Here is a 13087-nt window from a genome sequence, read left to right on the forward strand (position 1 = left end):
GCGATTCTTGAAAACCAACCTCCCACTCAATATGGAAGGTGTGTATGTGCAGCACCTAACATACTTGTTTGGCCACCTCACCCAATGATTCGTAATAGCGTGCAAGTCAATCCGTGGCCGCGCAACACCGTTCGCGTTTATGCGAAATGCATGCGCGACCCGACAATCCACGGCGGGTGGTCAAGATGATGCGATCCATACTTTTTGCGTTAGCCGCTTTCGCACTTTCGTCGATCCAAGGGTGCGGCACAGTTGCCGATGTCCCCTATCACGCGGTCTGCCCCGGGAAAACTGGCAACTGCTCGCCCGAAGAGTTGAACCGTGCGGTGACCGTTCGCGAGGTTGGCATTCAGGACACTGGCTGGAACGCATGCCTCACCAGCGATGGCCCACCGCTCAAAGGCTCGCCTGAACTGCTTGCCGATTTTCAATGTTCGCCAACGTCGACCTCACTCTTGAAGGTCTTCTACAACCAGGCGTGGCTTGAGTACAACGATGATGGGGAACAGCAGGACCGAGCACAACTGACTGCAGTGCTGAATTGGATTCGCAAGGAACCAGGGCCACTTTTTATCCTGGTGTATGTCCATGGTTGGCACCATAACGCGGACACTTCAAACGGCGACCCCAGAAATAACGCCATCAAATTCCCCTTGTTGATGGCACGTGAGGTCGACCAGCTCAAACGGATGGCGATCGACAAGAAGATCGAAATGCCGAAGGTGCTCGGGATCTATGTCGGGTGGCGTGGCGAGGAATACACGTCCGCGATTCAGAAATTGCTTTCGATAAGCGGACGCTCTGAGGTCGCCGACACTATCGGCTCCCGTGGCGTTCTCAAAGCAAACCTCCTTGAGATCGCGAATGCCGCACGAGGTCAAAATAGCGAAACTCGATTGATGGTGGTGGGCCACTCCCTGGGCGGCCGCATGATGGCGTCAATGTTTATGCCGGAACTGAAAAGCGGAAACGCCCAACCCCTTGGTCCCAATACGATGGTGGTGACACTTAACCCGGCGGTCGGCGCGGACTGCTACGATCCGGTCTTTGGAGAAGGAGGCAAAAACCCAGTGACGGCACGGCCTGTGTGGATGAACATTACGAGCGAGAAGGACAGCGCGACCAACCTCATCTACTCATCTGCACATTTCGTCGGGCTAGTGAATAGCTGCAACCCGTCGAGCGCCGCTAGGAACAAAGCGATTGGCCACTATAAGCCGTATTTAAGACAGGTAGTCGACCAGGCGATTTATGTAGACGGCGGGGATCCTCCCCATAAGGATTGCATGCAAGAAAACACTCCTTCGCTAGCTGTCAGAGGCCCGACCGTTTGGGAACCCGACTGGTATAAGCAATTCGATCAACGGCTATATTTGTCCTTCCCGCCGCGTAGCGATACTGCGAGAAGTCAAAACGTCAGGATCGACTACGCAGTCTGTGTGGGTGTAGAAGACAGTGAACTGCCAGCGAGCGTGCTCAACCGCGGCGTTTGGAACGTCCGCTCAGATAGCAGTCTTATCGACTTCGACGAAGGCGGCGGCAACACATCCGGTTTCCACAACGGAATTATTTCCACGATCCTCGTCCGTTTGCTTACCGAAGCGATGTACATCACAGAATAGCAAGGATACGGGCGCAAGCTCGATTCCAGCCCGACGCATTGCCTCAGTTCGACTGAAGTGTTCCCTGAAAATTGTGGGCGCGCAAAGCAAAACTTTGCTCTTTTCTATTATGTCAAATACTAGGCGGCCACCCACGAAAGCAACGTCGTTGGGAACAGCAATCAACCGACCTGTGCGAGCGCCGACAGGCCTTTCGCAATACCAGCGGCTTAGCCTCCGCGGATTGGTGAGCCTCTGGATCAGCGCGTAGGCGGCCGCATAGTAAGCGAACCTGACACGTAACACACAAGATTGCAGACCTCGCTTGACCGCTGGCGGGCTTACTGATGGCCACCATGTATATTGCCGGCCACAGCGCCTGCCGCGCCACCGATAATCGCGCCGGTCCACGCGTTCCCGCCCGCGATCGCCGCGATTCCCGCTCCACCGGCCGCACCTATTGCCGCGCCACTCACGGTTCCCTGCTGCCTTGGAGTCATATCCGTGCAGCCGATTACGAGAACGAGGGCGCTGACGCTTACGAACCATCCAGGTCGCTTCATGATCGTACTCCTTACTGGTTCTGCTTCAGACCGGGTACGACCATCTGGAACCAGAGGGTCTCAATTACCGGATGCTGGACCATTGTAGGATTGGCTGCGTAATAGTCGTCCAGCCCCTGACGTACGCTGTCGAGCGTCTTGCCCTGCATGCCCTTGCCGAAACGCTGCGTCATATCGCTCTTGTTCGCCGCAGTGCCGGCATAAGCACGCTCGATGTCCAGCAGATTAGCGATGCCGATGAGATACGCTTTCTTTTCTGCTTCCGACGACGCTATCCATTGCTGGCCGGTGACAATCGGAATACCTTCCGCGCGCGCAACGTTACCCAACGTTGCCAACGACAGAACGACTAACGATAAAGGTGTTTTCCAGTTCAGTTTGATTGTCATCTCAGCTCCTTGGCGGCTATGTCATGGAGCGAAGGTGTGTCAAAACGCGCAACTTCGGCGTCGGGCGCGAAGATCGACCCATCAGAACGTGCTGTAACGGCTTCGCGGCACGTTTGAAAGGGTAAAGCGACACCAGAAAACCGAGTAATTTCGAGCTTTGACACACCCTCGGCCTTTCACAGTCAACCGGTGGTGTCGATTGTGCCGTCTGGAAGAATGGGCCGTGTGCCGTGTGGATTTCACTTTTCGGCCCGCAAGACCAGCACACATCGTCATTCCGAGTTCTGTACCAGATAGCCACATCGATGATGATGAAAGTCTCTCGATGGATTGAGCAGAATGACTGAGGCGACATACCGACTCAACCGGCGATGCTGTCCTGGCTTCGTGGCACCTGAATCCGTTTAGAGTCTACTGCGTATTTCACAATTTCCAAGCACATCTCCGTGCAATTTGCGCGATAGTGTCACCACATAACGAAACGATCGGGGGGATGAAAGGATTTGATGCAGCACGCTTGAATATACACCCGTCTTTTTATAACACTTTCACGAATCGATTGAATTAAATGCCATTTCACTTATCCTGTTTCGATAGGCGTGCGATGGACAAAACCAGCAGTTCTCTCGTCGGAGGTCAGCGCCAATGAGTCCTATCGTCATCACCCTGCTCCTGCTCCTCGGGGTCGCGCTACTGCTCGCGCTCTGGCTAATGGGCATCTACAACGGGCTGGTGGTCGCCCGGAACCGGTTCGCGAACGCTTTCGCCCAGATCGATGTGCAGCTCAAACGCCGCTACGACCTGATCCCGAACCTGGTCGAAGCCGTCAAGGGCTACATGAGCCACGAGAGGGAGACGCTCGACGCCGTCATCAAGGCGCGCAACAGCGCGATGGCGGCCGAGCAGAAAGTCGCCGCCAATCCCAGCGACCCCGCAGCCATAAGTGGGCTCAACCAGGCCGAGGCCCAGCTGGGCGGCACCCTGGGTCGGCTTTTTGCCCTGTCCGAGGCGTACCCGGACCTCAAGGCCAACCAGAACATGCTCGCCCTGCAGGAGGAGCTGACCTCGACCGAGAACAAGCTGGGTTTCGCCCGGCAAGCGTTCAACGACGCCGCTACCGAGTACAACATCCGGCGCGAGGTCTTCCCGGCTGTCATGGTGGCCAGCATGTTCGGCTTCAGGGAGGCGGCGCTGCTCGAAACCGCAGAGGCCGAACGCGCAGCGCCCAAGGTGTCGTTCCGGTAACCCGGAACCGCCACGGCTCTGCGCGCTTTGTTCTCCCAAGGCCACGCCGACCATGGTCCCCAACTTCTTTCAGCAGCAGGATTCGGCACGACGCAAGACCTTCGAGCTGGTGGTCTATTTTGTTCTGGCGATCGTGATCCTGATCGCTCTGGTGTACGCGCTGCTGGTGGTGTTCAGCATGTATGACGCCCACGAGCCAGTGTCCTGGTGGCAGCCGGAGTTGCTCCTGCTTGCGGCGCCGGGGGTGGGCGTCGTAGTCGGCGGTGCCAGCGCGTTCAAGGTGAAACAGCTCGCGGCCGGCGGACAGGCCGTGGCCCTGATGCTGGGCGGCGTAGAGGTGCCCGGCACGACCACCGACGCGCGGCAGAAGCGGCTCCTCAACGTCGTCGAGGAGATGGCGCTCGCCGCGGGCGTGCCGGTGCCGCCCGTTTATGTTCTGAATGAGCGCGGCATCAATGCCTTCGCGGCCGGCTACGCCCCGGGCGATGCCGTGGTCGCCGTCTCCCAGGGCTGCCTCGACTACCTGACCCGCGACGAGCTGCAGGGCGTGGTGGCGCACGAGTTCAGTCACATTCTCAACGGCGACATGCGGCTCAACATCCGGCTGATCGGCCTGATCTTCGGGATCATGGCATTGTCCATCATCGGGCGCAGCCTCATGTTCGCATCCCGCGGGCGCTCGTCGGGCAGGCAGGATTCCCGCGGCAGCATGGTCCTGCTGGGCCTGGGCGTGTTCGTGCTGGGCCTGGTGGGAGCGTTCTTCGGCCGGCTGATCATGGCGGCGGTGTCCCGGCAGCGCGAGTACCTGGCCGACGCCAGCGCTGTCCAGTTCACACGCAACCCCGACGGCATTGGCGGCGCGCTCAAGAAGATCGGTGGACTGGCCGAGGGGTCGCGCATCGAGAACCCCCAGGCTGCCGAGGCCGGTCACATGTTTTTCGCCAACGCCTTCGCCGGCAAGGGACTCGCCGGACTGCTGGCGACCCACCCACCCCTCGTCGAGCGCATCCGCCGGCTCGATCCCCAGTTCGATGGTCAGTTCCGGGAGGTCCAGCCGGTCAGCGCCGATCGGGAGGAACGCGAAGGTCCCCGCCCCAGCCGCGTCCCGCCGATCGCCGGAGTTCCGACGTTACCGGGGCTGCCGCAGGTACCGCTGCCGGTCCTGGCGTTCGCCGATGAAGCGGCGTCCCGGGTCGGACAGGTCGATCCGGACGCGATCAGCTACGCGCAGGCGCTGCACGATGGCATGCCCGACGTGCTCCAGGTCGCCGCCCGCGAGCCGTTCAGTGCTCGCGCCCTGGTCTACGCCCTTCTCATGGACCCGCGGGTGGACCTGCGGGAACGCCAGCTGACCCAACTGAAGGCAGGCTCTGAGCCGCAGGACTTCGCCGAAACCTTGCGGCTGGTTGCCCCTGCCCAGGCTCTGCCGGACACGCATCGGCTGCCTCTTCTGGACCTGGCCCTGCCAGCCCTGCGGCAGATGTCGCCCCAGCAGCACGGGACTTTCCGCGCCCAGGTCGAAGTGCTGATCAATGCCGACCAGCGGCTGAGCCTCTTCGAGTACACGCTCCGCTGCGTGCTGCATCGCCATCTCGACGCCCAGTATCTGCCTCAGCGTCAGACGCGACCCGTGCAAAGCTCACCGCATGAACTGGTGCAGCCGGTCGCGACGGTGTTGGCGCTATTGGCCTGGAAAGGCCAGCCGGAACCCGACCAGGCCGCCCGCGCTTTCGATACGGGTATGCGCGGCTATATCGGCGGCAACCCCACCCACCACTTGCCGCCCCGAGCGGAATGCTCTCTCGCCGGGTTCGACGCGGCGCTGCAAACGCTCAATCAATCCGTCCCTGACATCAAACGCCGGATCGTCGTCGCCTGTGCGGCTTGCATCGTGGCAGACCAGCACGTCACCATCCGTGAAGCGGAGCTGCTCCGCGCCATTTGCGATACGCTCGACTGCCCGCTACCACCGCTCGTCGCGGGGGGCACGGAGGGACATTGAGCGGCTCGGAGCACTTCGTTTTCCAGCCTGGTGTCGGTACCAGATCAGCCCCTTAATGCAACCTTCACCGCCTGGGCCAGCGTCGTCGTGCTCCGTCCGAGAAGCCTGGAAAGATCGCGAGAGGCGCTATCCAGTTCGCCTGCCGATGCCTTCAGGTCGGCGTCGACGACGACATCGGCAATCATCTTCGGCAGCCCGAAGCCCAGCAGCGCGGCCTCATAATCGGCGGCAGACAGGTGGTTATACACGATGGTTCGGCCCGCCTGCTTCGATACTTCCTCGGCCAGTTCCGCCAGCGAATAGGCCTCGTCTCCCGCCAATTCATAAGTCTGGTTGGCATGACCGGGTTGAGTGAGGACCGTCACCGCCGCCTCTGCATAATCGGCGCGAGATGCAGAGGCAAATCGGCCTTGCCCCGCGCTACCGGTGATTGCCGAATTAGCGATCGCTGCGGCAAGTCCGCCGGTGTGGTTCTCGAGGTACCAACCATTGCGTAACACCACGAAGTCCACGCCAGTGGTCTTCAAATACGCTTCGGTCCGGTTGTGCTCGTCGGCAAGAATCAGATCGGACGTGTCGGCGCGTAGCAGGCTGGTATAGGCAATCAGCTTGACACCCGTTTGCCTGGCAGCGTCGACCACGGCCCGATGTTGCCGGAATCTTTCCCCTGGCTGCACCGCCGAGATAAGCAACAGCTTCTCCACACCCTTGAACGCCTCGACCAGCGTTTCGGGACGATCGTAGTCTGCCTCGTGTATCTGGACGCCGAGGGCGCGCAAGTCATCGGCCTTTTCAGGGCTGCGGACTGCCGCGACGATCTGGCTGGAAGGGACGGATTGCAGAAGACCTTTGACAACCAGTCGGCCAAGATTTCCATTGGCCCCAGTAATGGCGATCATTTTGTATTTCCTTTTGCTCGAAGGTGACGTTGAATAAATTCGGTATTGCTACTTGTTTGATATGGAATGGGCGGCTTGACGTTTCTCGATTCAGGCGGCAATCATCCGCGCCGTACGATCAGTGCGATCGGCAGACCGAGACCGAACATATGGATGAGCAGGGCCGGCATGAAGGGCATCGGCGATACCGATGGAGGTGTGATGAACGCGCTGTGCGGCAACACGACGAAGCCCATGAAAAAAAATACGATGATGCCGAGTAGCGGGCCGCCGAGCCACGCCAGGCGGTTCACGACCGGCAGGCGCGACGCGACCAGAGCGTAGGCGATTGCCGGAACGACCGATACAAAGAAGTGAAGCAGGGTACCCAGAATAAGGCCGGTGGTGCCTCCGTAGGCGGCCATGCCAATCAGGCTGCTGGCCGCCAGCTGCATTTCCGGAATGACGCCGATGCCTCGCGCCAGCTGCAGGGTTAAAACCGGGACCAGCACGATAACGCCAGCGGCCACGCCGGCGGTCGTGCCCCGGGTCAGCGCGGCGGAGAAACGGATGTGCAAATTCGCCGGCTGCGTCGATTGTAAATCCGGCAGTGTGTCTGTCGTTTTCAAGATCTGCTTCCGCATAAAACTGGGTGGGATGTGGACACCGGAGCGTTGCCCCGTCGTCGAAAGCAGTCTAAAAACCTGGACCCGTCTGAGAAACTCCTGCTTTGTCAAAAGATTGTTGTCGAATACCCCCCTGAATCGAACCAGAATTACGACGACTTCTGCGATGGATGCCGGGCAAATAGCTCGATGACCCAGTCCGCGAAAACACGCACTTTGTTGCTGATATGCCGATTCGGCGGATAGACGATCGATACCGGCATTGGCGGAAGCTGCCAAAGCGCGAGGCAGCTCTCCAGTTCGCCCGAGGCAATCAGCGGTGCGGTCATGAACGTTCCGCCACTGATGATGCCCAGTCCGGTTCTGGCAAGGTCGGTGCAGGTCGACACATCGTTGCAGAGGAGCGCTTTCCTGCCCTGGATATCGACGGTTTCGCTGCCGCGACTGGCTATGATCGGGAAGGGTCTGGCCGTTCTCGCCGAGATCATGTGGATCACCGTATGGTGAAGATCAATCTCGCTCGGGTGCTGCGGCTTGCCGTGCTTTTTCCAGTAATCCGGCGATGCGCAGAGTTCGAAATGGCTGAGAGCAATCCGTCTCGCCACCAGCGATTGATCGGTTACGGTTCCGATGCGGATTGCGCAATCCACGTTGTCCGCGAACAGGTCGACGGGCGTGTCGCTGGCACCGATCTCCAGGTCGATATCCGGGTATCTCGCGAGAAAATCAGGCAGCGCAGGCACGACCACCGAATGGGCCAGCGGACGCGGAAGATTGATGCGCAGTCGGCCTTTTGGATTGGACCTGGCGCCGGTCATGGAGTTTTCCAGCTCCTCGAGATCGGCCAGCAGGCGCGCGGCCCGGTCGTAGTAGGCCGAGCCGTCGGGCGTCACGGTGACGCGCCGGGTCGTGCGATTAAGCAGTTTCGTAGCGAGATCGTCTTCCAGCATCTTAACCAGTCGCGTGACGGTGGCCTTCTGGAGGTTGAGGGTCTCGGAGGCTTTCGTAAAGGTCCCCGATTCCACCACGCGCAAAAACACGCGCATTGCGTCGAATTTGTCCATTTGTCTTCCAGACGACTCACAGGCACTAAAGCGATACGGTTGTTGGGCACGAAGCAGTACCCGATCTGCGCCGGATTATCGCATCGTCGAGATAAGCGAATGCTTCCCTTGCGTCGCGAGCCTGTCAATCTTGCTGGCGTCCGAAAACAGACCGTCTTGACGACGTATTGGAGGGCCACTTCGGGTCTGGTCGACTTCGGCAACTGCTTCAGGCAGCAGTCGGCGGCGGTGCGTCATATTCGGTTGGCAGAACGTCTGCTGATGAGCCGCGATTTGCCAGTTGGGGCCAGTCGCTCAACTTATGCCGCTCTCTGAATTCCCCCCCGCCACATCTGAGCAGCCTGGCTCGCGAACTGCGGAGCTTCCGCAGGTCTCGGCCATGATCGGCGCTTGCCGGCTGTGGGTCTATCCATGGCGTGAACCGTTGCTACCGCAAGGACTGTCGGAAGTAAGACGACCGGCGTGCGATAACTGACGTGGGCCCTTCAAGTCCCAACGAAACCAGCCTGGATTCTTCAACGAATACGTCGATGAATCTGACCGGATTGTCGCAGAGCCACGCCCGGATTATCACCGGAAACCGCATCAGTGATCCCCTTGCTCGAGGATTTTTTCGCACAAAGCAAGTCGCATATTTGTACCGCCTTGTGCCTTAGACCATCATCGTTAATTATCTTTCCTCCTATTCATCCTGGAAAATTGTCGTCGTTGCGCCCCGAATTTAATTATTCGCGCAGGGTTATCGATGGCCATCAATATGTTTGGCAGCTGTTTTTCGGTCGAATTTTCTGCAATCGTTACCCCGTTACGATTTGATCTGGATTGCTTAATCGGCCATCGTACATCATTGGTTTAATAACATCCCCTGTATATTTTAAATGGTCGTGTGTGCAAACATCGAGTAATCTTCATATGCGGATTGGCCTGACAGCCGCCGGGATAAATCAATAATGAGAAGCACGTCTAAGAAGAGGATATTAGTTTACATCCTGCGTGGCTGAAATTCACTTATCCGAGGTTGGCAAATATCGATCCCATCTCCGCAAACATGTTCCATTTTGCGGAGTTTTTTCCCAGGACAGGCAGCATCTGGATCTGGAGGTGCAGATGAGACGTTGCCCAAAGCCTCTATACCGGCACGCATTGTCGCTCTCTATGCATGTCGGTGCGACAACCACGGTAACGCCACGTAGGCGCAATAAAAATGCGTCACGCTCCGGGATCCAACGATCCGCTGTGGTTGTGATCAGGCGGTTCACGGGTTCAAGCCCATCGACCCACCTTGGTCACCCGACGCCACTCGGAACTACGGTCGTGGTACTTGCCTGCAGCGCCATGCTGATTCCCGGCTTTGTCTTCGCTCAGGCAGCCCTTAACATTGACGGGAATACCACCGAGACCGCAGCCAGTGGCACGACGTCGTTCGGAACCGTCGTCGCGGGATTCAACAGCGGGACGGTTGGGGGCGTGCCGGGCGGCACGTTCACCGTGCCGACTGACGCCAACGTCGTGTTAGGTGGTCTCCATATTGGCCAGTCAGCTGGCAGCACGGGCCTGGTAAGCGTGAATGGCGGGACGATCACGACGACGAACCCCCAGTCACAGTACTACATCGGGTTCAACGGTTCCGGGACACTCACGGTGAGCGATGGCGGGACTGTTGTCAGCAACTCACAGAGCTACGTCGGTTACAACCCGGGCAGCAGCGGCATACTCACGGTGGACGGGCACGGCTCGAGCTACACGAACACGGGCTTTTTCGTCGTCGGTAACGGCGGCCCCGCGCAATTGAACGTGACGAATGGCGGCGTGGTCTCCAGTCCGGGAGGAACGCTGCAGATTGGTGGCGGGTCCACCGCGACAGCGCTCGTCAGCGGAGCCGGCAGCTCCCTCTCCGCCGGAACCTTTCTCGGTGTGGGTGTCAGTCCGGGCAGCGTCGGCACGTTGACGATTACCGACGGTGGCATGGCGACGAGTGGCAGCGGGACCTATCTCGCTTTCAATGGGGCCTCGGGTGGCGCCTCCCCATCGGCAGGAACCATCGTGGTGTCGAACGGCGGGTTGCTCACCTCGCCGCTTCTGGTCGTCGGTACCAGCGGCACGGCGGATATGCAGATCCAGTCCAACGGCATCGTGACGATCAGTGGAAAGTCAATCGTGGGCGCCTTGGCGGGAGCGAGCTCGATGGAGGTGAGCGGCTCGGGCGCGACCCTTAGCGTGCAGAACAATGACCTGATCGTAGGAGGACGCGGCAATGGAACGATGACGGTCTCCAACCAGGGAACCGTCAATGTGACAGGCAATGGCGGCACTTTCATCGCGGGCCAGTGCGGCGCGGGGCTGACATCGTTCTGCGGCAGCACGCCGGTTCAGGGAGGTGCCGGCACCGTCACCGTGACCGACTCTGGTTCGCGGCTCAATGCAGGCACGTCGCTCACCGTCGGTCAATATGGCCCGGGGACGCTGACCATCGAGAAAGGCGCACAGGTTGTCGCGAACACCGTCTCCATTGCGGAGAATGCCGGCTCTACCGGAACGTTGAACATTGGCGCCGCCGCCGGCGCGGCGCCGGTCGCTCCGGGCACGCTCAACGCCAGCACCCTGACGTTCGGCTCCGGCACGGGCACGCTCGCATTCAACCACACGGACACCAGCGGCAACTACGTGTTTCCAGCCGCCATCACCGGTACGGGCACGGTCAATGTCCTGAACGGCGAAACGGTGATGACCGGCGCGAGCACGTACGCCGGTCCGACAACGATCGCGGGCGGCACGCTCGCGGCGGGTGCGGCCAACGTCTTCAGCGCGAATTCGGACTATACCGTCGAGTCTGGCGCAACGATGGATCTGCGCGGCTTCGACCAGCACGTGGCGAGCGTGGTCAATGCGGGCCTCATTCGCGTCTCCGGTGATCCGGGAACCGTGGCGATCGCGAACAACTATGTCGGCCAGAACGGCACCATTGCCCTCGACACCTTCCTCGCTGGCGACAATTCGCCCTCGGACAAGCTCATCCTCGACGGAGGCGTGGCCACCGGTACGACCAGGCTGGCGATCGCCAACGCTGGCGGTCCTGGAGCGATGACGTTAGCTGACGGCATCCCGGTTGTGGAGGCAATCAACGGCGGCATCACGGATGAGCAAAAATTCACGCTCGCCGGCGAAGTGCGCGGTGGCGCATTCGACTACTTCCTTTTTCGGGGCGGTGCGACCGGCTCCGAACCCGAAGACTGGTTCCTGCGCTCCGATATGGTCATCGGGCCGGAGGGTGAGAAGGAGGAACCCGCCATTCCGAACGATGAAGTTCTTCCTCTCGACCCACCACCGTCCGTCCTGCCTCCAGGCGAATACCCGATCTTGGGGCCGGAGATCGCCACCTATGCGGTTGTGCAACCGCTGGCGAGACAACTGGGCCTCACCATGATCGGCACGATGCACGAGCGCATCGGCGACACGCTTACGGACGCCGGAGGCGGCACGGGCAGCGCAGGGATCGCCCACTCGGCCTGGGTCCGGGTGTTCGGCCAGCAGGTCGACAACCGCTACCAGACCTATACCGATGCGCGCGCGAACGGCCAGGTGCTCGGCATGCAAGCGGGTCTCGACGTGTGGCGCGGCAGTTTCATCCCCGGCCACCACGACGCAGCCGGGGTCTATTTCGCGTACGGCAACGGTAACGTCGACGTGGACGGCCTCGTCACCAACGCGGATGCGACCGCCTATGTGTTGAACCACACCGGCAAGGTGAACCTCAACGCGTATTCCGGCGGCGTGTACTGGACACATTACGGCGCCGGCGGATGGTACATCGACGCGGTACTGCAGGGCACCCATTACGACGGCGATGCGACGACGCAGTATGCCCGCTTGCCGATCTCGGGATCAGGGTTCGCCACGTCACTCGAAACGGGCTATCCGTTCAGCCTGCCGCTTGGGCCGGGTTTCGTGCTCGAGCCCCAGGCGCAGATCATCTGGCAACACGTTGGTCTGAGCGAGGAGAACGATGGTCTCAGTTCGGTCGATCCGGGCTCGACATCGGGTGTCACCGGCCGGCTCGGCGTGCGCGGGCAGTGGACGATCGAAGCCGCCAACGGGCAGGTATGGCAGCCGTACGTGCGCGCCAATATCTGGCGGGACTGGGGCGCACGGGCGACCACGATCTACTCCGGCGTCGACCAGGTACCGCTCGCCCAGCAATCCACGCGCATGGACTTCGCCGCAGGTGTCACTGAAAAGGCCACCAGTCATTTGAGCCTGTACGGACAGTTCGGCTACGGGTTCTCGATCAACGGCTCCGCGAGCGGAAGCCGCAAAGGGGTCTGGGGCGACGTTGGTGGGCGCTATGTGTGGTGACGGTCATAAGAGTCGCGTTCATCGTCTGGCGCCTGACTGGATCGCCGAAAACAGGAACGCGGATCGCGTGTCTCAGATGTTTTGGCAGCGGCCGGTGGTAGAACGATGCAACGATTTTCGATTCGGTCGACGTGGTAGCCGATTCGTCGGCCCCTTGCCCGCTTTGCATCAGAAGCGCGGCAATGATGTAATTGGTGTTTTGTCGTGCGTCGGCTTCTGCCCAACCAGGAAAGAAGAGATTGTCGACCCTGATTTGCCTCGCTCCGGAAGTCGCGTCATAAGATTGCAGGTGTGCCGTGCTTGCGGACGAACAGGACGTCAAGCGACACGACCCACAAAGTCCTGAACTTTCTGAGATTCATGCGC

Annotated in this window: 9 protein-coding genes; 4 read left to right on the plus strand and 5 right to left on the minus strand. The window is 60.1% G+C overall.

From position 1 onward, the window contains the following. Positions 1–113 precede the first annotated feature (113 nt). Positions 114–1622 (plus strand): hypothetical protein, encoded by a 1509-nt coding sequence (locus tag U5A65_RS01615; protein ID WP_321945237.1) that lies wholly within the window; start codon positions 114–116, stop codon positions 1620–1622. A gap of 320 nt (positions 1623–1942) precedes the next feature. Here U5A65_RS01615 and U5A65_RS01620 read toward each other — a convergent pair whose 3' ends face one another. Then, a complete protein-coding gene (locus U5A65_RS01620) occupies positions 1943–2164 on the minus strand; it encodes a YMGG-like glycine zipper-containing protein (RefSeq protein WP_321945238.1) in 222 nt (73 codons plus the stop codon). A gap of 11 nt (positions 2165–2175) precedes the next feature. Beyond that, positions 2176–2553, minus strand: coding sequence for a hypothetical protein (locus U5A65_RS01625; protein WP_321945239.1), 378 nt, complete (start codon positions 2551–2553; stop codon positions 2176–2178). A gap of 645 nt (positions 2554–3198) precedes the next feature. Between U5A65_RS01625 and U5A65_RS01630 the strand changes: the two genes are divergently transcribed. Next, complete coding sequence (locus U5A65_RS01630; RefSeq protein WP_321945240.1) at positions 3199–3798, plus strand: LemA family protein; 600 nt, start codon at positions 3199–3201, stop codon at positions 3796–3798. Between the two features lie 52 nt (positions 3799–3850). After that, positions 3851–5800 carry a M48 family metallopeptidase gene (locus U5A65_RS01635; protein WP_321945241.1) on the plus strand — a complete coding sequence of 650 codons (1950 nt, stop codon included), beginning with the start codon at positions 3851–3853 and terminating at the stop codon, positions 5798–5800. A gap of 44 nt (positions 5801–5844) precedes the next feature. Here the strand turns inward: U5A65_RS01635 and U5A65_RS01640 are convergent, their stop codons facing one another. The 3 genes from U5A65_RS01640 to U5A65_RS01650 all read right to left on the minus strand — a co-directional run bounded on the left by U5A65_RS01640 (position 5845) and on the right by U5A65_RS01650 (position 8368). Further along, on the minus strand, positions 5845–6699 hold the full coding sequence (locus U5A65_RS01640; RefSeq protein WP_321945242.1) for an SDR family oxidoreductase: 855 nt from the start codon (positions 6697–6699) through the stop codon (positions 5845–5847). A gap of 101 nt (positions 6700–6800) precedes the next feature. Continuing rightward, positions 6801–7307 (minus strand): hypothetical protein, encoded by a 507-nt coding sequence (locus U5A65_RS01645; RefSeq protein WP_321945243.1) that lies wholly within the window; start codon positions 7305–7307, stop codon positions 6801–6803. Positions 7308–7453: 146 nt separating this feature from the next. Continuing rightward, positions 7454–8368, minus strand: a complete 915-nt coding sequence (locus tag U5A65_RS01650) for a LysR family transcriptional regulator (protein ID WP_321945244.1) — start codon at positions 8366–8368, stop codon at positions 7454–7456. Positions 8369–9703: 1335 nt separating this feature from the next. Between U5A65_RS01650 and U5A65_RS01655 the strand changes: the two genes are divergently transcribed. Further along, complete coding sequence (locus tag U5A65_RS01655; RefSeq protein ID WP_321945245.1) at positions 9704–12721, plus strand: autotransporter outer membrane beta-barrel domain-containing protein; 3018 nt, start codon at positions 9704–9706, stop codon at positions 12719–12721. Positions 12722–13087: the final 366 nt, after the last annotated feature.

The sequence above is a fragment of the Paraburkholderia sp. J10-1 genome (genome assembly GCF_905220165.1).
GTDB lineage: Bacteria > Pseudomonadota > Gammaproteobacteria > Burkholderiales > Burkholderiaceae > Paraburkholderia.

Coding starts and splice junctions, on each gene's coding strand:
- U5A65_RS01620 (WP_321945238.1), bottom strand. CDS start 2,164: ATGAAGCGACCTGGATGGTTCGTAAGCGTCAGCGCCCTCGTTCTCGTA.
- U5A65_RS01625 (WP_321945239.1), bottom strand. CDS start 2,553: ATGACAATCAAACTGAACTGGAAAACACCTTTATCGTTAGTCGTTCTG.
- U5A65_RS01630 (WP_321945240.1), top strand. CDS start 3,199: ATGAGTCCTATCGTCATCACCCTGCTCCTGCTCCTCGGGGTCGCGCTA.
- U5A65_RS01635 (WP_321945241.1), top strand. CDS start 3,851: ATGGTCCCCAACTTCTTTCAGCAGCAGGATTCGGCACGACGCAAGACC.
- U5A65_RS01640 (WP_321945242.1), bottom strand. CDS start 6,699: ATGATCGCCATTACTGGGGCCAATGGAAATCTTGGCCGACTGGTTGTC.
- U5A65_RS01650 (WP_321945244.1), bottom strand. CDS start 8,368: ATGGACAAATTCGACGCAATGCGCGTGTTTTTGCGCGTGGTGGAATCG.
- U5A65_RS01655 (WP_321945245.1), top strand. CDS start 9,704: ATGCTGATTCCCGGCTTTGTCTTCGCTCAGGCAGCCCTTAACATTGAC.